The following is a 23,747-nucleotide window of genomic DNA, read 5'->3' as shown; positions in this document are numbered from 1 at the left end:
ATTTAGCTATTCTATCGTTCAATAGAATAGTTAAATTTGATTTAATTGATTATTACCTGGTATTAATCTGATCCAAAATTGGTTTATTAAGACTGGTAAGAAACTGCTGATCGGTCTTAAGCAAATCAAGTACAACCACCTGGTTTTTACCTTTTTTCAGCCATTCAGCAGGCAGGTAAATTGTTTGCTGAGGGCCAATACTCCAGTACTTTCCAAGATTATGACCGTTTACCCAAATCACGCCTTTACCCCATTTCCGCATATCCAGATAGGCATCCTGTAAGTTTTTCAGTTCAAATTCTGCATACTTTAACATTGGAGCATCCCGATTAACTGCATTGCTAACCTCTTTTTTAAGTGGCTGTTTATCAAAAGGCAATGAAAACATATCCCATGATTCCAAGACCGAACCAGCTAAGGTGACTTTGCCGGTAATCCCTTTTTTATTTTGAAGTAAAAATGGCCCGAAATTAATCCTTCCCATATTTTCTACTAATATATCAAGAGTGACCTTACCCGATGGTAAATCTATCATGAGACTATCCTGATTCAGTCTCCTGTCCAAAATACCCTGTCGTTTACCGTTAACATAGACCAGACCGAAATCCTTCAATCCATCAATTTTTAGCATACCCTGCTTTCCTCCATTGATAGTTGTGCGATAAAGTACATATCCATAGGCCTGGTTCAGGTCTTCGAAAGTCAGTGGCTGAATGCTTTGCTTTGATTTTCCAAGATACTCGTAAATACTAACTTCGGATGAAAAGGGAATAGCATCAAGAGCTGCTGCTGGCTTTGGGGCAGGAACAGCAGGCAACTTGGCACCAGGAGGCAAATGCTTTTCAATAACCGCCCTGAATTTCATAAACTTTTCAGTTGCGTTACCTGCTTCGTCAAGTGGTGCGTCGTAATCATAACTGCTGATCTGAGGTTCGTAGGGTATAGTATCACGGTAATTAGCTCCGTTCATGAAAGCGCGGGTACTACCGCCGTGGAACATATACATATTGATGGAAATGCCAGCTGCAAGTACGGAATCGAGCTTTCCTGTATATTGTTCAGCCGGAACTTTATGATGCGGTGTACCCCACCAATCAAACCATGCCGGATACCATTCGGCTATAAAGAAGGGGCCTTTGCCACCATTTAATTCGCGGATTTCCTTTTTCACGATTTCCGGATTGTCTTGCCCATTAATTGCAGGAAGTGTTCCGGGCAGGAATCCTTTTTTGATGTCTTTTTGAGGATCACATGTATATAGTAATCCATCGAACCCCGCATCAATAAACATCTCACGGTTAATACGCAAGTATTCCTTATCAGATCCATAAGAACCATATTCATTTTCAATCTGCACCATAAGCACATTACCTCCATGGTTGACCTGCAAGGGAGCAAGTTGTTTACCCACTTCGTGAATGTATTTGCGGTATTCTTCAAGGTATTGTTTTTCCCGGCTTCTTACTTTCAGACCTTGTTCATTTTGAAGCCAGTACGGATAACCTCCAAATTCCCATTCGGCACAGACATAAGGACTAGGCCGCAATATTACCCATAGCCCTTCTTGTTGTGCTATCTTTACAAATTCAGCAATATCATTGTTGCCAGAGAAATCAAACACATCTTTTTCAGGCTCATGTGCGTTCCAGAACACATAGGTTCCAATAGTATTGAGTCCCATGGCTTTTGCCATTTTCAGCCGGTCTCTCCATGCTTCTCTGGGTACGCGTGGATAATGTATTTCACCGGATACAACCTGAAAAGGTTTTCCGTCGAGCAGAAAGTCATTATCCCCAAGTTCAAAAGTATGTGCTACATTATTTTTACTGCAACTGCATAATAGTAGCAATACTGCCGACAAGTAAATTAAATTGAATATTTTCATTTAGGATGTTTTATAAATTGGAAAATTTACAAAATGCCGGAAAAACGTTTTGTTTCCCGGCATTCTATAAATTCTGCTAGTAGTTCGGATTTTGCTGTAATTGGTTCCCTGAGGCAAGAATTTCAGTCCTTGGAATTGGTAACCAATAATGTTTGGTCTCGAACTTACGCCCATCAAGTGCTATCTTGGAAGTAAAAGTAAAAGTTCCATCATTATTTTTGGTGATGACCACACCTCTTGAAGGAAGATTTTCCGTTACATCTGCTATTTTCCATCTTCTAACATCATAGAAACGATGCTCTTCAAACGCAAGCTCTATCTGACGTTCGTGTCTGATAGCAGTACGCATATCAGTCTGTGCCATTCCAGCAGCCAGATCCGGCATATTTACACTAGCCCTTGACCTGATCATATTGATGGCCTGACGGGCTGAGAAGCTTGATCCGGCTGGTACAACATCGGGGCCATAGGCTTCATTTGCTGCTTCTGCAAAATTGAGCAAAACTTCAGCATACCTGATATAAATCCAGGGCTGGAAGCCAGCATTACCCCATGGATTCTGCAAAGGATAGGCATCGTTCATGAATTTTTTAAGATAATAACCGGTTTTTGTAGTATTCCAGTTGTCATTTCCATCTCTGCTATCTTTTCCGCCTGGTATAAACGTTTCTATATTACGCTCGCGATAAGCTGCACCATTATACAAAATGGTTGCTTTAAAACGCGGATCACGATTTTCATAAGGTTTAGCTGGATTATACAGAGGGTTACTGGTATTTGCCGGAAGGCCGTTGGTTAGATCATAAACGTCTACCAGGTTTTGCGTAGGGGTATTTCCGGCCCAACCGCCATAGCCATTTGGTCCGTTAGCGATTTCCAGGTGAGTGTGATTGGCATTCTTGGTATACACACGTTCAAATATGGCTTCATTACTTTCGTTAATCAGGAACATATTACCATAGCCTCCCTGATAGATTCCATATTTGTTTAGGCCAATTACCTGCTGTGCTGCATTTACCGCAGCTTGCCAGGTACCCGCTGCTTCATATAAAGGACTGGCAGCATACAGCAATAATCTGGATTTTAGTGCCAATGCAGCACCTTTGGTAGCCCTGCCCAATAACCATGAATTATCATTATTCAACGGCAATTTAGCCGCAGCGTCATCAAGCTGTGCTGCTACATAATCAATACCCTCTTTAATAGTTGAACGTTTGAATAGCGCAGGATCCTGAAGGTTATCTGTTAAGCCAAGCACCTGATCTCCCATAAGCACTACCTTTCCGTAGTTACGGATCAGATCCTGATAACGGAATGCCCTGATGAACTTTAACTCACCTTCGAGTCTTGTTTTACGCGCGGCACTCATTTGTATGGTAGTTAAAACCTTGAGGGCATAATTGCACTCGCGAATGCCGCGGTAGCTTCTGCCCCATAATACGCCAAGTGCTCCCAGGTTTTCCGGGGCTAACTGCCCTCTTTGTACCAACCAGGTATTGTCATCATTATTATAAATGGACTCATCAGTCAATGAACTCCACATGCTATATTCGAACCCACGTCCAAATCCTGGATTGGTTCCATCTGCTTCTTTATCTTGCAGCCTTGTTCCAATGTAACTATTGGTTACAAAAGCCTCAAACACGGCGGTATCTGTTTCCAACGTATTCGTTGGGATCCGGTCTGTTGCAGTAACATCCAGAAAATCCTTTTTACATGAACTCAGTGCCAGTACACCGCTTAATAAAATAAAAACTGGTATGCTATATTTGTACTTCATTTTTACAAGATTTAAAATTTAACGTTTGCACCTAAATTGATGATCCTTTGCTGCGGATAAAACTGTCCGCTTTCGCTGCTACCTTCAGGATCATAGTCTTTTACTTTAGTGATTGTGAATAAGTTAAAGGCACTTGCAAATATCCTTACTCCGGAAACCTTGATCTTTGATAGAAAATCTCCTTTCAGGTTGTAGGCAAGCTCTACGTTCTTAAGACGCAGGAATGAAGAATTATTCAGCCAGAAATTGTTTTTATAAGCACCCCCACTAATGGCGTTACCTGCACGTTCAGTCACTTTTGGAAAAGATCCGTTAGGATTGGAAGGGCTGAACCTATTATCGGCCCAACTGCTATAAAAATTACCTATACTACCTGATTCTGGCAATACATACTGGCTTACCCTTGCCTGTCCTGCGAACAATACCGAAAGATCGAAGTTTTTATAAGAGGCATTGAAGTTAAAACCATACGTAATTTGAGGAATGTTACCATATTTTGCCATGCTCATATCATCTGCGTTGAGCACGCCATCACGATTATAATCTTCATAGATCAGGTCGCCGATTTTCGCTCCTGAAACATGAGGATTATTATCCAGATCAGCCTGGGTACGGAAGATGCCTATCGCATTGTACAACAAATAACTGTTCAGTGGCCTGCCGGTCTTTTTTTGGTAATCTAACGTACCAGAGGCTTCATCGATGAAGATGACTTCACTTTTAGCATAAGTCATGTTACCAGACACACCCCAGTTGAATTCATTTCCACGATGCGTATAGCCCAGTGTACCCTCAAAACCTTCACTGTTGACTTTACCAATATTTTCTGAAGGAACTAATGGATTGTAATTTGAACTGCCATCATTATAAGGATTCACAATACCAGAAGATCCAGGAAGAGAGGCATTACGTGTTGCAAGGATGTCGGACCTTTTTTGTTTGAAATAGATCGCCTCAAATGTGAAGTTTTTCAGGAATGTAGCGTTAATCCCTATGTCAAGTTTTTTTGATACTTCCCAGGTAATATTCGGGTTAGCAAGTTTTGACAAACCCACTCCCGGTTGAATAGTTGGCGCACCACCTGGTGCTTGCGCCACAAAGCCATTACCTACCAGAATGTAATTATCATAGTACTGAAATGCATTAACATTGTCATTACCCAACGAACCATAAGAAGCTCTTAACTTCAGTTCGTCGAAGAACTTCACATTATCACCGAACCATTTTTCTTTATTGATGCGCCATCCAGCAGAAACCGAGGGGAAAGTACCCCATTGTTTGCCAGGAGCAAAGATGGATGAACCATCGCGACGCAGTTGACCTTCAAATAGATATTTATCGTCGTAGGCATACGCCAGTCTGCTGATTATACTTTTGCGGGTATAGTTTGAACTGTAACCGGAATTCAGAAAATCTGTTGCTGCTGTTCCTCCCTGAGAAAGCTCAGGCAATTGGTTTGACAGGTAATTGAAGCGATCAGCGTCAAAGAACTCAAGGTTATTTTTGCTTTGCTCATACCCCACAAAGGCGTTAATATTATGTACACCAAACTTACGCTCAAAATTCAGTTTAATGTTTGAAGTAAGTAATGATTCTCGTTTTTGCGATTCTTTAAGGGTGGCTTTATTGTTATTCCCTCCATAAACACCTGAAGTGTATGTATCGGTTGATGCTTGATACTCATACAATAAATAAGGTTTATTAAAGGTTTTCACAAATACATTAGACTTGTCTACAGAGAAAAATCCATCTGCCGACAGGCCTTCGATACCCGGTATCTGGTAGCTGCCTTTCAAAATAGCATTAAGCACCTGTGTAGGGTTATTGCTAGTCCCCCCCAAATCCGTTACAAGTACTGCAGGGTTTGAGCCTTCTATCCCTCTGGTTGGCAATCCATTTGGATAAAATGCAGCTACAATAGGTTTAGAGCGGTAAAGTGATCTGAAAAGATCATTGGCGCCAGTTATTGGAAATTTGCGATTTTCTTCGCGGCCGGCAAGTGATAATCCCACTTTCAGACGCTTGCTCACATTTGCATCAATATTTGAGCGGAAATTGTATTGTTTATAGTTGGTAACCCCATTTTTATAGATTCCGTCCTGATCGATCATACCAAGCGACATGTAATACTTCACATCATCAGTTCCTCCGTTTACAGACAAACTGTGCTGATTCTGCAGCGCAGATTTCTTGAGCACTGTTTGAGCCCAGTCTGTATTCGGGTACAAGATCGGATCAGAACCATCCCTGAATTTCTGAATTTGTTCTTCGGAATAAGATTGGTTCAAACCTCCGGATTCACTTGCGTAATAGTTGATCTCGTTCATGATCTGCGCATACGTTGCTGCATCCGCAAGTTTTGGCAAACGGGTAGGTGAACTAAAACCCTGGTTAAAGCTGTAGCTTATGGTAGGCTTACCTGTTTTACCTTTTTTAGTGGTTACAAGGATTACTCCATTGGCAGCTCGATTACCATAGATCGCTGCCGAAGCATCCTTCAGTACCGACACGCTTTCAATGTCGTTCGGATCCAGGCGTTCCAAACCTCCGATTTGTCCGGGTACACCATCTACCACTACAAGCACGGCATTGCTACCGGTTGTGGCTTGCCCGCGAATTGTGATGCTCGAACCATCGTATCCTGGTTCTCCTCCTCTATTATTGATTACCACACCCGAAAATCTTCCTGCCAGTGCATTGGATAGGTTGGGCTGTGGACTTTTAACAAGTTCAGTTCCCTTTACCTGCGAGATAGATCCGGTTACCGTTTCTTTCTTTTGGGTACCATACCCAACAACAATCAGTTCATTTAATGAAGTCTGATCGGGAGTGAGCTGGATATTTAGCAAAGTCTTTCCTCCAACAGGCAATTCTATTTTTGTATACCCAATATAAGTGAAGACAAGGATGGCATTGTCAGGCGCATTTATACTGTATTTACCTTGTGCATCAGTGATTGATCCGGTTGTTGTTCCTTTCACAATTACACTTACTCCCGGTAAAGGGTTGCCTGCTTCATCGCGCACTGTACCTGTGATCACAGCTTGCCGAGCATTAAATGTTGAGGGTTTTACTATCAGCTCTGATGCTTGTGTCGACTGCGCCGAAAGCAGTACCGCGTTTATTACCGTTGCAACAAACACCTTCTTTGTCATCGGCCAAAGCGGAGAATATACATTTCGTATAGTTTTTCTCATATCGATTTATATTTGGTTTTGAAATTATCCTGTCAACTGCTCCCGTTCAAACACAGGATTTATGTTGTGCGCACAACATAAATACCCGATCTTCGATTGAGTCGACAGGGCTAAATTCGATGGATTTACAGAGAATCAAAGGGGGTAAACAACCAATATTAGAGGGGTAAAATTTAGATTCCACCTCAAAAAAGGCTATTTCCTTACTACATCCTTGTTTAGGGTAATATTTTTTGAAAAATTCTTGCGGTATTTCTTGATGTAGTCTGAAGGATTCATCTCGAACAATTTATTAAACTGCTCTCTGAAATATTTAATGTCATTCATGCCCACCATAAACATGGTCTCTGAAATGGTATTGTCTGTATTAATAAATATTTCAGCAGCTTTCCGTAAACGTATAAAACGAATAAAACTGTTAGACGATCGTCCGGAAATAGATTTGATTTTGTTAAACAAGTTAGAGCGCGACATACCAATCTCATCGGCCAGGATCTGAATATTAAAGTTTGGATCAGTAATGTGTTTTTCTACAATCCTGATGCAGTCTTGAAGGAAATCTCTGTACTCAGCCGAGATTCTAAAATTATTTGGGTTCAAAGTAACCTCATTGTAGAAATATTGCTGAAGGCTGCTCTTGCTTTTCAAAATACCCGCAACCCTGGCCACCAACAAATCCTTATCAAAAGGTTTACTGATGTAATCATCGGCACCGATCTCAATACCTTTCAATTTAATTTCAGGCGATGAACTGGCGGTCAGCAACACTATTGGAATATGGCATAAAGAGGTATCTTCCTTGACCAGGCTACAGATCTCTATTCCGCTAATGCCTTGCATCATGACATCACTGATGATGAAATCAGGAAGAAATTCCCGGATCATCTTCATCCCCTCCTCCCCACTTGCAGCAACATACAAGTTGTACTGGGTTTTAAAAACCTCAACCAGATAATCCCGGATGGATTTATTGTCATCTATGATAATGAGGGATTTTCTTTCTGAAGCAAAGGCAGCGTCATATTGTTCTACAGTTATACTTTCTTTTTGATCAAGCGGATTCACCTCATCATCGGCCAATTCCTTTAACAGTAAAGAACTCGTTTCCGAAACCGGGAGAATCTGATCTATGTTAAGGTGCGTTCTTCCTTTCAGCAACGTGATAAAAAAGGTAGTCCCCTGATTCTGGCTACTTTTATAACTGATCGTACCGCCATGACTCTCAATGAAATTCTTTACCAGATATAATCCGATACCGAAGCCAGTTCTTAAAGAATTGTTATGATCAGGCTCCTGATAAAACCTGCTGTAAATTTTCTGTCCTGCGTTGTCGGGAATGCCAGATCCGCTATCATTGACCTGAATCTTTACTGTATCCAAAGTTTCTGACACCTCAAGGGAAACGCGTCCTTCATCTGGTGTAAATTTTATTGCATTTGAAAGCAGGTTAAATATGGCAATCTCTAATTTTTCGCGGTCTGCATAAATCTGTATATGATCTTGTGAAGAGATAAATTCATAGTTTATCTTTCTTGAGCGAGCCTGATGTGAAAAACACAGGTATACTTCTTTACACAAATTGACGATATCCAGATCTGCAGCTTTCAACTTATCTGCCTGGGTATCAGCCTTTCTGAAAAGCAGTAGCTGATCAACCAGGCTCAGTAGTCTTTTTGCATTCCGATAAACGATATTAAGGTTACTGGTATCTACATTTTTATCATCATGATAAAGCAATTCCTTAATCGGATTGATGATTAAAGTAAGAGGAGTTCTGAATTCATGAGAAATATTGGTAAAAAAAGAAAGTTTTTTCTCATTGAGTTCCTTTTCTTTTTCACTTTCGATATTGGCTACCTTTATTTTATACTTCAGGTCTTCCTGTTTATTTCTGTACAGTATATATGCGTAAATGGCCAGGCAAACTGCTGCCGCATATAAAAGATACGCCCACCAGGTCCAGTACCATGGCGGACTGATATGGATAACCAGAATCCTTCCCTTATTGTTCCATACACCATCATTATTAGACGCTCTTATCCAAAGTTTATACGTTCCCGGATTTAAGTTTGTATAAGTTGCCTTACGTTGTGAACCAACATAATTCCATTTCTTATCAAAGCCTATTAATATATATGCATATTTATTTTTTTCTGGATACCTGTAATTTAGGCCCACAAATTCAAATGAGAAAACACTTTGCTCATAGTCAAGAGTCAGTTCCTTTACGATATTCAGGTTTTCTTTTAAAGGCCCTTTGGAGGTTGGGAGAACAGATTTATTGAACAATTGAAAATCAGTAAAATATACTGGTGGTATGGTTTTATTTGAATGGATAGCCAAGGGATCAAATTTGATAATTCCCCTACTTCCGGCCAGATGTATGTTTTGCCCATCATTAAACATAACCGAATTCACGTAAACCCCATCAGCCTCATCGAAATTCCTAACTGATATATGCTTAGGATCAAATGTTGATATTCCACTTTCAGTAGTTACCCACATATTTCCTTCAGCATCTTCAGTAATTCCTCTGAATACATTATTGGAAAAACCATCCTTTTTCGAATATGTAACAAAACGTTTCTCTTTAGCTACATATTTGTTTAATCCATCTGGTGTAGAGATCCAAATGTTATCATTGGAGTCCTGATAAAGGCTTCTGATAATGTTGCTACTGATTCCAGTACCTGAGCGTTCTGAAGACCGGATCACCTGAAAGCGTTCTGAGTTTCTGTCAAAACGGTTTAGTCCGCCCCCATATGTTCCAATCCAAATATCACCTCTTTTGTCCTTTAACAAGGAATAAAGGTGGTTATTGCTTAAGGAATACCTGTCGTCCTTTTTGTTATAATAATGCTTAAAAGTATTGTTATTGCTATTGTAAACTTTAAGCCCCGCATCGGTTGCAAGGTAGTAGATGCCGGGGTCAACCTCAAGGATATCCCGAAAAACATCTTCGTTAAAAAGACTGCCCAAAGCGGAGTGATGATTATGGTGAACAAATAAGTTGCGCTCCTGATCGTAGCTATCAAATCCATTTTCGGTCAAAATCCATAAAACCCCCTTGCTATCAAAATAAAGCTTACTTATGTCATTGCTCTTTAAGCTAGTTGTTTGTACATTTTTTTTAAAGCCAGACATCTTTCCAGATTTATAGTCTAGCGTAAACAGTCCCTTGCTGGTACCAATCCAAAGCGTATTACTTTTACTTGCCAGGCTATTCACTTCGCAATTCTCCAGCTTAAGATCTGTCAAATCAAACTTATATTGCTGACGATCAATCTTCAAAACACCATTCCTGCCGTTAATCCAAATGATACCATTACGATCTATGTAGGAATCTCCAAAAGCATAGTTTATCACATTTTTAATAGGCTCCCATTTAGAATTCTGAGTATTCAACCAATAGAACCCATTACTTGCTCCAACAATGAGCGTGTTTTTTTGTATTGGCAAGATACTGTAGACACCATTACTGGCCCTATCTGGCAACAGAACTGACTTGAAATTGTTTTTTTCCGGATCGAACTTAAACAGACCACTCCAGTAAGTACCAATCCAAATTATACCATTTTCATCATATGCAAGTGACCAGATGTCGTTTGGATTTTTAAGTCCGGGTAACTGCGTCTGCTGAAAATTGGTGAAACGCTTTGTGTGCTTATTAAACTTATTCAGTCCACCACTCCAGTTTCCAAGCCATAAGCTTCCGTGTTTGTCTTCGACAATAGCGTTAACTGATTTCCCAACCATAGCACCTGGTATACCCGGATTGGGCTGATAAGTGGTGAAGGATCTGGTTTGTTCATGAAATCTATTAAACCCATCATCTGTTCCAACCCATATGGTTCCCTCACGATCACAAAGTATCGACCATATTTTATCATTACTGATCGAAGAACCTACTTTTTCATCATGATGAAAGCCCTGAAACTTTTCAGTAAGTGGGTCCAGTAAATTTAAGCCATCCATTGTCCCAACCCATAACCTACCTTGATGATCCTCTACTATTGTGCTAACATAATTATTGCTGATAGAAGTATGATCTCCTTCCGCATGGTAAAATACTTTAAATGTATAACCATCAAAACGACACAAGCCGTTTTCAGTACCTATCCAAATAAAACCTCTTCGATCCTTAAGAGTGGCTGTCGTATTTTTAGAAGGCAGTCCATCTGCAATAGTATATGTTTTAAATGCATAGCTTCGATACAAAGATTGTTCATTGTTCCCCTCTGAACTTAGCTGTGCTTGAACAGGCAGAGACTGAACTTCCATCCATATTAAAACAATAAAAAAATAAAGTAAACGCATGATGAACCTATGGATAGTAGGGTATAGTTGAGACGGAAATTATCCTCGAAGATAACATTTAGCCATCAATTTCAACAACCATCATGAATTTTTCGCTCATACGACCCATATGAGCGAAAAATTTTGTTTAGTATTTTCCTGCGCTAAGTTTACTTTCAGGCAAAACGTATTTCCTGTTAACTTTATCCAATACAACATAAAGAGAATCATTATTCTCATTTAATCCTTCCAGGATAACTTTGTTTCCATCAGTGGTATGGTAATTCAATGTCAACCTGGCCCGATTTGAACTCCGCTCAGGACGAGCAAATTCACGGTCTCTTCTGGTAGACCAGGCGCGTTTATCGATCATCCTGTTTTCATCACCTATATTCTTCCATGCCACTTTACTGATCCAGTTATCTGTTTTACCGCTTTCCTTCTCGTCGGAGCCACCCCTTCTGCCTCGTCCACCTCTAGATGCAAGGGCATTTTTATCCTGTAGATAAAGTACATGTTCTACAGTATCAGCATAGTAATGAAAAGCACGCTGTCCGCCTGCGGTACCGGCAATTTCGAATGTACGTTGTATATCGCGCATTGGACTGCCACCACCATTGGACGGGTCAACTACTACTGGTTTATTAATCCTGAATGTCAGCGTGGTCCATTTTTCAAAGGTGGCTTCCTTCCATCGTACACTATCTAATGGGGAATACGGAATCTCCTGTCCATTTATTTTAAACACCGTAACATTATAATTGCCCCTTAGTGTTTTCACCCCTGCTGTTGATGGCTGTTTATAAGGATCATACTTAAAATTAATCACTTCGGTATAAGTCAGAATTACAAAGAAGATAAGGATGGTAAGTCCTTTTAATGCAAACCTGGTATATTTATATATCGGCTTACGGTAATCCGGATAGTAAAATTGTGGTACGGTATAGCGTTCAAGAATCAGCAGGTTGTATAATCTTGGCACATCTGCAGCAATGACTAAAGTGCCCAGCAAAACAAAATAGAAGGCATATACATGCACTCCACCATCATAAGCATAGTTCACAAAAGTGATATCGCCCAATGCACCAATAAGTAATACAGCACCATAGGTAGCTGTCTTTCTGAAGAGCAATAAGGCTCCGGCAGCAAGTTCTACTATACCACCAAATACCTGATACCAGGGTACTATACCTACGGAAAGCCAGTAGATTTTTTGTGCGGTAAAGTCGCCAAAATCTGTATTCAGGAGGCCCAGTGAAGGAAACGGCATTTGAGTTGGGAACAATTTTGTAAAACCAAAACCAATAATCCCTATAGCTGCCCTAAAACGTACAACTACGGTTAGCCAGTAATATAATACATTGTAAGACTGCCTTTTTCGGTCGAGCAAACTCCACACCAGCCCTACTACTACTGCTATAGCCAATGCATTTCCCCATGAACTGTAGTCGCTAAGCCAGCTTCTTTTTCTCTGAACATTACTTTCATTGCGTTGTGATCTCTCTTTATCTGAATCAATCTTTGATGATTCAGCACCTTTTGCCCGCGTTAAGGAGTCGCTGCGACGCTGTTTTTGAGGACTGGCAGCTTCTTGTCCTTCCCCATCAGCAATGTTTGGCCGTCCTGAACCACCAAATAGCACAGGGGGTGTATTGGTACCGAAGCGTGCAATATCATATATATCACGATAATGTGGATTTAGCCAATCGATGGCAATTAAATTTTTATACCAACCACTACTTAGCGGAATGGATACCAGCAAGAAGAACACAAACGTAATGCGAAATGCTATTTTTTTGCCTGTCGACCACTGAGTTGGTGTATTTTCTGAATTATTCATTTTCATTTGTATTAAAGTTTCAGACGATTACGACGGCCAAGTTTAATGGGATACTTCTTGTCTATTTTGTTCAGTAAAACGTAAACAGAATCTTTTGAATTGTTAACGCCCGAAAGGATTATTGTTGCGCTATCTGGCCTGCTATACTTCAGTACCAGTTTATCGTTCTTGTAATTACTGTTTTTGTTTTGCAGTAATAACAGATGGTTTACTGTATCTGCTTTATAGCTGTAATAATGTCTTCCACCGGAACCGGCCAACTCGTAATTTCTGTCTTTATCTTTATAGCTGATCTGTTCATAGTTGGTAGAATCAAGTATAACCGGTCTGTTTGAACGGATACTTATTGTGGCCCATTTTTCAAACACCACATCCTTCCATCTTGTTGAATCCGTAACAGAATAAGGGAATACTTTGCCATTGAGTTTAAACTCACTAACATTATAAATCCCACTAGCTCCTTTTAATCCTTTTGCTTTTGGAAACTGATAAGGGTCGGTCCTATACCCTTTGTAGGTCTTAAACCCGTAAACAAATACAAAAAAGAAGATCACTGCACTTTTCAAAACAATCCTGCCATTTTTTAACCATCCGGTAAATACGGGCTTAAATAAATTCGGAGCAGTTGGTTTGCCCAGTGAGATCAGGTTATAGATTCGCCCTGCATCATAGGCCAATACAAATATAGCCAGCGAGATCAGGTAAAAGCTGTACACATATTCTCCGCCTTCGTAAGCAAGATTTGAAATGAATACATTCCCTGTAAACACCAGTATAATAAACGCGCCTATTGAGGCTGTTCTTCTGAAGAACAAGAGAATGCCTGCAAGCAGTTCCACTCCACCAAGAAAAGACTCGTAACCCGGCACTACACCAAGGCTCAGTGAGAATATCTTCCAGTCGGTAAAGTCGCCATAACTGGTATTCAGGTTACTGATGGATGGAAAAGGTGCCTGCAACGGAAAAAACTTGATAAGCCCGTAACCGATAACTCCTATAGCCAGCCTGTACCTCAATATGGTCCTTAACCAGTAGTACAAAATGCTATAATCTGTATCTGGTTTCTCTTTTTTAGCCCATACTGCGGCCCCAATGGCGGCTATGACGGCAATAATGATCCAGTCGATGAAACTTCCTGTGGCAGAACCAAAGCTGGGGAAATACCTGGTAATGAAAAAAATATCTCCATAATTGAGGTTGAGCCAGTTAATGGCAAAGATTCCTTTATAGTACTTCCAGTCCAGCGGGATGGTTTGAAGAATGAAATAGATGAAAAAGAAGCGCAGAGCGGTTTTTTCATAACCATTCCATTCAGGAGAAGATTGATCTAATTTAATAGTTGTCATAATCTATAAATTTTAATATCCTGGATTATTTGGCCCTAATGCCGGATCTATCAGCAGCTGATCATTAGGAATAGGCATCAGGTATTTTCTGACGTCAGTAATGTTCAGTACAACGGATGCTCTTCCTGTTCTTACCAGGTCAAACCAGCGGTGCGGCTCAAAAGCAAATTCAACTCTTCTTTCATTTTCAATAGCCAACAACACATTTGCTTTGGTAACTGCAGGTGTTCCCGCCAGTCCAGCGCGGTCTCGCACCGCATTCAGGTCAGCAATGGCACCGGCTAACTTATCATTAGCAACAGTCGCACCGTCGGGAGCCTGGTTACTTCGTGCTTCGGCGCGGATCAAATAAAGTTCAGCTATGCGAATCAGATAAGAAGGATCTGTTGCAGGACTCCTGTAATATAAATTGCCATACCAACGGTTCTGGTTGTCTTTTGCCACCAAAACACTTCTTGTACCTCCAATCAGTGGATCATTTACCAATGCTACAAATGCATCATTGGGTGCCCATTGGCGAGTTCCCCCATTTTGCTGAGGCTGCCATTGTCCACGATGCCCATTGGTTTCTGCAGCGCTGTAAAAGAGTTCGAACACAGACTCCTGAGTGGCCCTGGCATCGTTCTGAAAGAAACTTCCAAAAGGTTTCAGTAATTTGTAATTCGCGTTATCAACAATCAGCTTTGTTGCATACAATTCTGCATTTGCCCAATCGCCTCTATATAAGTAATACCGCGACTTTAGCGCCCATACTGTTTTTCGGGTAGCTCTATGTCTGTCCGTAGTTTCAGTCAACAGAGGTTCTGCTTTATCCAGATCGTTCAACACTTGTGCGTATACTTCATTTTGCGGACTGCGCGGAATCCCACTGTTATCAGTTGCCGTTTCAGTAGGCTTGGTGATCAGCGGTACGCTGCCCCAGGTTCGGGCCAGATCGAAATAGGCTAATGCACGAATAAAATAAGCCTGACCAACGATCTGGTCTTTTGTACTTTGGTTAAGGAGTGGATCTGTTACTCCAGGAACCTTTTGAATAACCTGGTTCGCCCTGCTAATGGTTAGGTAAATGGCCGACCAAGCGCTGCTGATGGTAGAGTTGTCAGCACTAACATTATGATTTATGAATTCCTGAACCTGTGATTGTGAACCTGTCCATTGTATGTTATCACCATTGAGATATCCAATTGACTGAAATGTGGTACCATAATAAGACCCGGATGCCAGTGCAGCATAAACCCCGGTTAGTGCAGTTTGTGACGATGCATTGTCGTAGATCGTTTGCTTGTCTGACACTGATGCACGAGGCTCTACATCCAGGTATTTCTCGCAAGAGGAGAAGGACAGGATGCTAAAGAAGGACAAGATATATATTGCTTTTTTCATGATTTCTAATTTCTTATCCCTAATTATAGGGACACATTTATACCAAATTGAAAACTCCGTGGCTGTGGTGGTGTACCCAGATCAATTCCCTGCGCATTTTGTGAACTACTGGCAGAAGACTCAGGATCAAGGCCTGTATAATTGGTGATCAGGAACAGGTTATTAGCCGTCACAGACAATCTCACCCTATCCAGCTTAACCCGTTCTGTAATCGATTTAGGAAGTGTATAACCAAGTACCAAAGAGCGTAAGCGCAGGAAAGAGGCATCTTCCAGCCAACGACTGCCATCATCTTTATAGTTGTTGTTGTTAATTCCATCTGGCCTTGGTGTGTTCGTTACATCACCAGGCTTCTGCCACCTGTCTACGTTACTGGCAAAAATGATACGGTTGGCATCACGTGCTCCGCCAGCTTCACCAAAAAACCTGTTGTGGTTATACACCTTGTTTCCATAAGAAAAGGAAAAGAATACACCCAGATCTAATCCTTTATAAGCAAAATTATTACCCATACCGCCAAAGAACTTAGGCCATACGCTCCCGTAGACCTGCCTATCTGCAGCAGTGATCTTACCATCCTTATTGTAATCATCATACACCACGTTACCCGTTTGTGGGTCTACATAAAGCTCTTTATATAGGTAGAAAGAGTACAAAGGGCTTCCCTCTATATTCCAGATCAGGTCCCTGCTTCCAAACTTCACCGGTGCAGATAATTTCTCTATTTTGTTCTTATTTCCGGATATATTGAAGCTCGTTGTCCAGTTAAAGTCCTTTCCTTTAATATTGGTAGAGCTGATTCCCAGCTCATAGCCCCTGTTACTAATCTCTATCTGATTTTTAGTATAACTACTAAAGCCTGTTGTAGCGGCTAACGGGCTGGAAATTATCCCATCACTGGTATATTTTCTGTAGTAATCAAATGAAAATGCCAGCCTGCCCTCAAATAAAGAGAGATCAAATCCTGTGTTGAACTGAGTAGTTTGCTCCCAGCCAAGATCAGGATTGGCAATTTGCTGAGGTGCTGTACCTGGGTTTCCAAGGTATGATGAACCTCCAGACCAAAGGCCAAGTGAAGAAAAATCATCGGCACCATTCTGGCTTCCTGTAATACCATAACTAGTTCTGATCTTCAGATCAGTGATAAAGTCCACATTTTTCAAAAAGTTTTCTTCTTTAACCTGCCATGCTGCACCTACGCCGGGAAAATACCCCCATTGCTTGTCCTTTCCGAATGCAGATGATCCATCCGCACGCAGACTGAAATCAAGCAGGTATTTGCCATCGAAATTGTAATCAAGCTTAGTAAAGAAGGCAGCAAGATTCCTTCTCGACCACCTTTCTGAACCAGTAGTTACCGCAGCGGAGGAAATAAGCTTATACGAATTGTTGGCAAAGCCTCTGCCGGTGGCCGAAGTGGTACTACTCACATCGCTTTGCAATGTATTACCCACTAAAATGCCAAATGTATGTTTGTCATTAACCTTAAAACTATAGGAAAGTGTTTGCTCATTAAGCAGCGAGGTGCGCTGACCAACGGATGAAGTGGCCAGACCATTTGGACTTCCCGAGATCAGGAAAGTATTCCAATATTCAGATTCAGGATAATTGGTATAGTCCAAACCAAAACTGGAACGGAACTTCAGTCCTGGTAAGAGTTCTGCCTCACCGTATAGGTTACCAATGTAACGTAAACTGGTAGAGTTGATGTCGTAATTTTCAAGCAAAAGCTGTACATTATCAAAGCCGGCTCTACCAACCAATACACCCTGTGCATTATAAGGTGACAGATATGTAGGTGTGTGCAGTGCCGCCTGAAGTAAACCACCAGCTGGCCCATCTCCTGCCCGGCCTTCATTGCGGTGGGTCCTGCCAAGGGTGTTGCTTATACCCACTGTTATTTTATTAGTGATCTTCTGATCAAAATTTGCCTTGAAGCTGGCGCGATCGAAAGATATAGGTGCCAGAATGGACTCCTGTTTGTTGTATCCCGCCGAAATGTAATATTTTGTTCCGTTGTTTCCTCCAGCCAAAGAAACATCGTAATTCTGCAGCGCAGCAGTACGAAAAACCTGACTTAAGCGGTCGTAAGTTTGCTGCTCTTCAGGTAAGCCTCTGCCTCCTTCTGAAACAGGACGGAACGGGCGGGTAGCAAAAGTTCCACCAGTATTGATGTAATTCTCGTTAATCAATTCAGCATGTTGTGGGCCGGTTGCCAGATCCCATAGTTTAATGGCTTTTGCAAAACCATTATTTACATTCAGATCAAGCTTCGGCTTCTGGTTAAAGTTACCACGCTTAGTGGTAATGATAACAACCCCATTGGCTCCCCTAACCCCATAAAGCACAGTTGCTTCAGCATCTTTCAACACAGAAATACTCGCAATATCGTTCGGGTTAATATCAGCAATAGGCGATGTGGACTTACCACCTGTATCATAAGTCTGCAAGCTGGTATTACTTATAAATACCCCATCTATCACATACAAAGGATTGTTGTTTCCGTTAATACTATTAGCCCCGCGCAGTCGAATGTTTACAGTCTCGCCTGGCACACCCGTATTATTGGTGATCTGTACACCAGCTACTTTTCCCTGAAGCTGCGATTCAAAGCTACCACCCGGAATGTTCTTTACATCATCGAGACTGGTTTTTACGACAGATCCGATTACGTTTCTGCGCTCCTGCGAACCGTAGGCCACTACTACCACATCATTTAATTGGTTAGTAATCTCCTTTAATTCTATTTCTATAGCTTCAGTTCTGGCTATCACTTCCCTTTTCTCATATCCGATAAAAGTGATAACCAAAGTATAGGGCAGTTTCTGGCCAGTTACAAAGTTGAACCTACCATCTTTGTCAGTCTGTACCGAATGTGTAGTACCTGTAATGCTTACACTGGCACCGGCGATTCCTTTTCTGGTTACCTGGTCTATAACCTGCCCTTTTAATGTAGAATTGACAATTGTTTGGGTTTGAGACCTGGAAATCAATGGAATAAATAAAAACATTATAAGACCGCTAAGCAGCAGTAATGTTTTTTTAACAAAGGAGCGAGCACTAGATAAAGGCCTCTCCTTTTTAAAATTTTGCATAACTTTAAAAAGTTTTAATTAATTAATCGTTGGTTGAAACTAGTGGCATTTCAGTAGGTGATTGGCGTTGCATACTGATGGCCAGCGTAAAGGCAGGATCTTATCCTGTCTTTATTTTTTTAAGGGAGTAGCAAAAATGCTATTGCTCGAAACAGCAACAACAGTAAGCTGAGAATTTCAACTTCAGGCGAATAGATGTGGCGTCTTCTTTTTTGTGGAGTAATTGTTTTTCCATGTGTTTATTTAATCATAGTAATTGATTCTTTTTCCACAAATGTAACGGCATTTTTTACAAAAACAAATTAATTCTATCGATTTACTAGATTTTATTATATTTGGCCGTCATAAGGTCAATTGTAAATTAGAAATGAAAATAAAAATTGTTGTTGGAACAGCCCTGCTAGGTCTGAATTTATTTCATCAGGTATCTGCCCAGCAGCCCGTCCCATCAACGCATAAAAATGAGACAGGTTATCCTTCAAGATTTGGCTTTGGCAGGTTGGCTACAACAGCAGAAATTGCCTTATGGGATATAGACGTACGTCCAGATGGAAAAGGACTTCCTGCGGGGCAAGGTGATGTATTAAAAGGTAAAGTAATATATACATCAAAATGTATGGCTTGTCATGGCAATAACGATACAGATCTTTCAAAAATCAAACTCCCTGGTCCCGTCCTGGTTAGCGATACTTTAGCGAAAAGCAGGCCTAAGGCCATCGGAAATTACTGGCCGTATGCAACTACATTGTTTGACTACATCCGTAGAACAATGCCTTACAACCAACCCGGATCATTGACCGATAACGAGGTATACAGCATTACTGCCTATCTTCTTTATGCCAATAAAATCATTAAACAAAATCAGCTGCTGAATGCAAAAACATTACCAGGCATCGTTATGCCTGCAAAAAAACTGTTCATTATGGATGACCGTAAAGGAGGGCCTGAAGTCAGGTAAGGAACAATGAAAGCGCAAAAAAAAGACAAACAAGTTATAAAATCCAACAAGATAAGCCGCCGGACCTTGCTTGGCAGTATGGTTGCTGCCGCTGTTTTACCAGTGAATTCGATATTTGCAAAACATGTACAAACAGGACCGCATATTGCCCCTGAACCACCAGAAGATCCGACAAAAGCAATAGGCCCCGGCCCAAGTGCGCAAGGCAAGCGCTCAACGTTTGAACATCCTGTACGCAAGTTTTCGGAGACCTCTTCACGTAGCCCTTTGCAGGATTTTCATAGCACCATCACTCCTTCCGATCTTCATTACGAAAGACACCATGCCGGCGTACCAGCCATTGATCCACAAAAATATGAGCTGCTCATCCATGGAATGGTTGAGCGTCCAATGAAATTTACACTTGCAGAGCTGAAGCGTTTTCCCGCTGTGAGCCGAATCTGTTTCCTGGAATGTGCCGGTAATTTTCGTGGAGGAAAGGAAGAATTAACTCCACAGGAGATACTAGGGCTTACCAGTCAGAGCGAATGGACCGGAGTTATGCTGTCAACCCTTTTTCGTGAAGTGGGTGCTGATCCAAAGGCTTTATGGTTCCTGGCAGAAGGCTCAGATGCTGCTGTCATGACCCGCAGCGTTCCGGTAAAAAAGGCCTGGGACGATGCTATGATCGTTTATGCACAAAATGGAGAGGCTATCAGACCAGAACAAGGATATCCGGTACGCCTGCTGCTCCCGGGATGGGAAGGCAACATGAACATCAAATGGCTGAGAAGAATAGAGTTATCAGACGAACCCTATATGACCAGGGAAGAAACCTCAAAATACACCTACCCTGTAAAAGATCGTATACGAATGTTCAGCTTTGAAATGGATGCCAGGTCGATTATTACTTTTCCTTCTTATCCTCAAAAGATAATGCCTGGCTGGGTTGAGATCAGGGGAATTGCATGGAGTGGCAGAGGAAAAATTGAAAAAGTTGAAGTGAGTACTGATGCGGGGAAAACCTGGCAGGATGCCAGACTACAAGATCCGGTGCTAAGCAAGGCGCATACTTATTTCAGGCATCTCTGGCAATGGGATGGTAACCCAACGGAAATACTAAGCCGCGCTGTTGATGAAACAGGATATGTACAGCCAACCCTTCGGCAACTGGCTGAAGCACGTGGCACAGCTGTGGGTGGTTACCACATGAATCCCATTACATCATGGCAGATTAAAACAGACGGCAGCACATTGTTTAAGCCCGAATAGATAGCAACCCTTTTACAAGGGCTTTCCATTGAGGATAAGACAGCCCAATTTTAGCACCCCAACCTACAAATACATTGCGGATGTTATCAAGGGTGTTATCGGTACCGGTATTAGGCATCTCGTTCCTACCGTGTTCCTCTGCACTAACAGTATTCCCCATACGTTTGACCTGAAAGGTCGAGGTTGCCTCATCTGTGAGAAAATGCGCTGTATCCTCTTTGTCGTTTAAAGGGTTAGCAGAAGGCCGTACCGTGATGCTCAATACTTCTGCACCATCCAATTCCTCGGTTATAATCTGTTCAATCCGAACCCAATCATAGCCTTTACCTGCAACAGTTCCCGGACCAGGAATATCAATTTTAATATGATCGCCATCTATTGCAAACCTGCTTACCTGATGACCACTAGAATCGGTAAGGTAAAAATTTGACATTTCAGTGCCTGCGATCTTTGCCCATTGGTTTATATCCAGCAATCTTTCCTTCACAATTTTAAAAAAATCTACCGCCTCGGCTACCGAGGCTAGTTCGACCTTTTCTACGGCATTCATTTCTGTTCCGTTCTGTTGTTCAGGGACATGACTTGCTCCCGGATCATTGTTATGATTTGTTTCCATGATACCAATAGCAACTGATACAATCCTAAAAAGTTTTGATTTTAAATAAAATTATAGTGGTCTTCTCTTAGTCAGGAAACACCATCTGCTGTATACTGCTTCAACATATTCGTTGATGGGGCAAAAAACAAGCTGCCGGTGCATGCAGTGCTGAAATCGAGTATCCTATCGTAATTTCCAGTCGGAACTCCAATAAACATTCTTTCCAGCATTTTATGAGTAGTGCTAAAAGTGCTGGCATATGCAATAAAGTATGTGCCAACCTCATTTTTTGATGGAGATCCGAAGGGCATATTGTCTCGCACGATCTTCAGCTCGTTGCCATCTTCATCTTCTATAGCTGCCAAAGCACTATGTGAGTTGTCAGGTTTTAGGTCATCAGGCATCTCAATATCGCTCATTTTATACCGACCTATTACTTTTTCTTGTTCTTCGACTGGCAGTTTTGTCCAGCCTCGCATATCATGCAGATACTTTTGTACAAAAAGGTAACTTCCCCCTGCATAAACCGGATCCTCGTCACCAACCGTGGCAAAGAATTCGCGTTGATCGCCTACGGGATTTTCTGTGCCATCCACAAAACCGAGGATCGATCGGCCATCCCAATACCTAAAACCATGTATTTCTTCCAAACAATCTGCAACCGGGTCTAATATTTCGGTTATAGCGGTCAACATATCAAAACAAACGGACATATCGGTACCACGTAAATGAAAATGCAGATCCCCTGGAGTAGCTACAGCCGTATGTTTTAAACCGGTAACAGGTTCAAAATTCTTAAGTTCTTTGGGTAGTGGTGTGGGCAATGAAAGTTGAAGCCAGGCATCATGACCAATACCCAATACACAACTTACCCGCCCACCAGGAACCCGTATAATATAAGAATGGTTAAGGTTAGCTACCAGAGCGCAAAGTTTTTCGAATGCAGGTTTGATTTCTATATTGTGCTTAAACTTCCACACAGTGAATATGGTATTATTATTTGGGTAGTCCGTTATATTTTGTGACTCTTGCGTTATTGGTCTTTTCATATCATTCTAATTTAAGATTTAAAATTAAAAACATGAGACAAGATTTCTGCAGAAAAAAAAGATTCAGAGGCTTTTTTTGTAATTTTGTTATCCTTTTGATTTATGAAATAAAATCTCCACTATAAGTAAATACTTAAATAAAAGATGATCACAAGACAGCGCACCAATTGGCTGAAAATGTTATTTATATGGAAAGGATCCGTAATAAATAAAATTATCGTCCAGCTTATAGTTATTGCAGTATTATCATTGATCACCCTATACTTTAAGGGGAAAATATATGACTATAAAGTACACCTTAATCCCACAATTTTCACCTTAATTGGCCTGGCTTTAGCTATTTTTATGGGCTTTTGCAATACGGCAAGTTATGATCGGTATTGGGAAGGGCGAAAACTTTGGGGCGCATTAGTTATTGAATCCAGGTCTTTGACAAGGCAGGTGTTGACGCTTATAAATGATCCTTCTCCTGAAGGAAAAAAAAGCAAAGAAGATTTCATAAAAATGATAGCAGCATTCTGCTGGTCTCTTAATTATCAATTGAGAAATAAGTCCGGAACAGAACATCTTTCCCGACTGCTTTCGGCAGAGCAAGTGGATTATTTAAGAGATAAAAGACATATTCCAGTGATCATTTTAGATTTTATAGGAGAATGGGTCAGCAAACAAGCCAAGAAAAATCATATTGACACCATTGTTTTAGCTTCTATAGATAACAGGCTTAATCAGTTTTCACAAATCGTTGGAGGTTGTGAACGAATTTCCAATACGCCTTTGCCGTTTGCATATAGTGTCTTATTACATCGTACCGTTTATTTTTACTGTTTTTGGCTACCCTTTGGTTTGGTAGATAGCTTAGGCTGGATGATGCCTTTGATCGTGTTACTTATTAGCTATACTTTCATTGCTTTAGATGCGATTATACAGGAAATTGGCGAGCCGTTTGGAGAAGAAGAAAACGACCTCGCTCTTAATACCATTTGCAGGACTATTGAATATTCGATTTTTGAGCAGGCACAAATTCCACAGGAAGACTATAAACCTACCAATTCCTATTTTGTAGACTAAC

13 protein-coding genes are annotated in these 23,747 nt (G+C 41.1%); 3 read left to right on the top strand and 10 right to left on the bottom strand.

All coding sequences use genetic code 11. The annotated features are described in order from the left end of the window. Positions 1 to 52: 52 nt before the first annotated feature. From AC1DDK_RS06080 to AC1DDK_RS06045, 8 genes are all read right to left on the bottom strand, one after another. A complete protein-coding gene (locus AC1DDK_RS06080) occupies positions 53 to 1,885 on the bottom strand; it encodes a glycoside hydrolase family 35 protein (protein ID WP_288879175.1) in 1,833 nt (610 codons plus the stop codon). Positions 1,886 to 1,961: 76 nt separating this feature from the next. Then, on the bottom strand, positions 1,962 to 3,665 hold the full coding sequence (locus tag AC1DDK_RS06075; RefSeq protein WP_288879174.1) for a RagB/SusD family nutrient uptake outer membrane protein: 1,704 nt from the start codon (positions 3,663 to 3,665) through the stop codon (positions 1,962 to 1,964). An 11-nt stretch (positions 3,666 to 3,676) separates the two neighbouring features. Beyond that, a complete protein-coding gene (locus AC1DDK_RS06070) occupies positions 3,677 to 6,862 on the bottom strand; it encodes a SusC/RagA family TonB-linked outer membrane protein (RefSeq protein WP_288879173.1) in 3,186 nt (1,061 codons plus the stop codon). Between the two features lie 195 nt (positions 6,863 to 7,057). Further along, a complete protein-coding gene (locus AC1DDK_RS06065) occupies positions 7,058 to 11,143 on the bottom strand; it encodes a hybrid sensor histidine kinase/response regulator transcription factor (protein WP_288879172.1) in 4,086 nt (1,361 codons plus the stop codon). Positions 11,144 to 11,306: 163 nt separating this feature from the next. After that, complete coding sequence (locus tag AC1DDK_RS06060; protein ID WP_288879171.1) at positions 11,307 to 12,998, bottom strand: hypothetical protein; 1,692 nt, start codon at positions 12,996 to 12,998, stop codon at positions 11,307 to 11,309. 11 nt (positions 12,999 to 13,009) lie between these two features. Next, positions 13,010 to 14,344, bottom strand: coding sequence for a DoxX family protein (locus tag AC1DDK_RS06055; RefSeq protein ID WP_172660114.1), 1,335 nt, complete (start codon positions 14,342 to 14,344; stop codon positions 13,010 to 13,012). Between the two features lie 12 nt (positions 14,345 to 14,356). Then, positions 14,357 to 15,727, bottom strand: coding sequence for a RagB/SusD family nutrient uptake outer membrane protein (locus tag AC1DDK_RS06050; RefSeq protein ID WP_172660113.1), 1,371 nt, complete (start codon positions 15,725 to 15,727; stop codon positions 14,357 to 14,359). Positions 15,728 to 15,750: 23 nt separating this feature from the next. Beyond that, positions 15,751 to 18,738, bottom strand: coding sequence for a SusC/RagA family TonB-linked outer membrane protein (locus tag AC1DDK_RS06045; RefSeq protein WP_246269448.1), 2,988 nt, complete (start codon positions 18,736 to 18,738; stop codon positions 15,751 to 15,753). 451 nt (positions 18,739 to 19,189) lie between these two features. On the opposite strand from AC1DDK_RS06045, the gene AC1DDK_RS06040 reads away from it, so the two are divergent. Continuing rightward, positions 19,190 to 19,780 (top strand): c-type cytochrome, encoded by a 591-nt coding sequence (locus AC1DDK_RS06040; RefSeq protein WP_288879169.1) that lies wholly within the window; start codon positions 19,190 to 19,192, stop codon positions 19,778 to 19,780. A gap of 6 nt (positions 19,781 to 19,786) precedes the next feature. Beyond that, positions 19,787 to 21,031: a sulfite dehydrogenase gene (soxC, locus tag AC1DDK_RS06035; protein WP_288879168.1), complete on the top strand. Its 1,245-nt coding sequence runs from the start codon at positions 19,787 to 19,789 to the stop codon at positions 21,029 to 21,031. On the opposite strand, the gene AC1DDK_RS06030 is transcribed toward soxC, so the two are convergent. Beyond that, on the bottom strand, positions 21,018 to 21,647 hold the full coding sequence (locus AC1DDK_RS06030) for a hypothetical protein (RefSeq protein WP_172660109.1): 630 nt from the start codon (positions 21,645 to 21,647) through the stop codon (positions 21,018 to 21,020). The two genes, soxC and AC1DDK_RS06030, sit on opposite strands and share 14 nt — an antisense overlap. Before the next feature lie 71 nt (positions 21,648 to 21,718). Continuing rightward, positions 21,719 to 22,678, bottom strand: coding sequence for a Dyp-type peroxidase (locus tag AC1DDK_RS06025; RefSeq protein ID WP_216854331.1), 960 nt, complete (start codon positions 22,676 to 22,678; stop codon positions 21,719 to 21,721). A 144-nt stretch (positions 22,679 to 22,822) separates the two neighbouring features. Here AC1DDK_RS06025 and AC1DDK_RS06020 point away from each other — a divergent pair, with 144 nt between their 5' ends. After that, positions 22,823 to 23,746: a bestrophin family protein gene (locus tag AC1DDK_RS06020; RefSeq protein ID WP_288879167.1), complete on the top strand. Its 924-nt coding sequence runs from the start codon at positions 22,823 to 22,825 to the stop codon at positions 23,744 to 23,746. Position 23,747: the final 1 nt, after the last annotated feature.

The organism is Pedobacter sp. 05T44 (genome assembly GCF_056395985.1).
Note: the sequence above shows the minus strand (reverse complement) of the source record. Positions and strands in the feature narration are given on the sequence as shown.

Bases quoted from the DNA above. Each gene is read 5' to 3' on its own strand.
- AC1DDK_RS06025 (WP_216854331.1), bottom strand. From the start codon at position 22,678: ATGAAAAGACCAATAACGCAAGAGTCACAAAATATAACGGACTACCCA.
- AC1DDK_RS06080 (WP_288879175.1), bottom strand. From the start codon at position 1,885: ATGAAAATATTCAATTTAATTTACTTGTCGGCAGTATTGCTACTATTA.
- AC1DDK_RS06075 (WP_288879174.1), bottom strand. From the start codon at position 3,665: ATGAAGTACAAATATAGCATACCAGTTTTTATTTTATTAAGCGGTGTA.
- AC1DDK_RS06055 (WP_172660114.1), bottom strand. From the start codon at position 14,344: ATGACAACTATTAAATTAGATCAATCTTCTCCTGAATGGAATGGTTAT.
- AC1DDK_RS06020 (WP_288879167.1), top strand. From the start codon at position 22,823: ATGATCACAAGACAGCGCACCAATTGGCTGAAAATGTTATTTATATGG.
- soxC (WP_288879168.1), top strand. From the start codon at position 19,787: ATGAAAGCGCAAAAAAAAGACAAACAAGTTATAAAATCCAACAAGATA.
- AC1DDK_RS06065 (WP_288879172.1), bottom strand. From the start codon at position 11,143: ATGGAAGTTCAGTCTCTGCCTGTTCAAGCACAGCTAAGTTCAGAGGGG.
- AC1DDK_RS06050 (WP_172660113.1), bottom strand. From the start codon at position 15,727: ATGAAAAAAGCAATATATATCTTGTCCTTCTTTAGCATCCTGTCCTTC.
- AC1DDK_RS06030 (WP_172660109.1), bottom strand. From the start codon at position 21,647: ATGGAAACAAATCATAACAATGATCCGGGAGCAAGTCATGTCCCTGAA.
- AC1DDK_RS06045 (WP_246269448.1), bottom strand. From the start codon at position 18,738: ATGTTTTTATTTATTCCATTGATTTCCAGGTCTCAAACCCAAACAATT.
- AC1DDK_RS06070 (WP_288879173.1), bottom strand. From the start codon at position 6,862: ATGAGAAAAACTATACGAAATGTATATTCTCCGCTTTGGCCGATGACA.
- AC1DDK_RS06060 (WP_288879171.1), bottom strand. From the start codon at position 12,998: ATGAATAATTCAGAAAATACACCAACTCAGTGGTCGACAGGCAAAAAA.
- AC1DDK_RS06040 (WP_288879169.1), top strand. From the start codon at position 19,190: ATGAAAATAAAAATTGTTGTTGGAACAGCCCTGCTAGGTCTGAATTTA.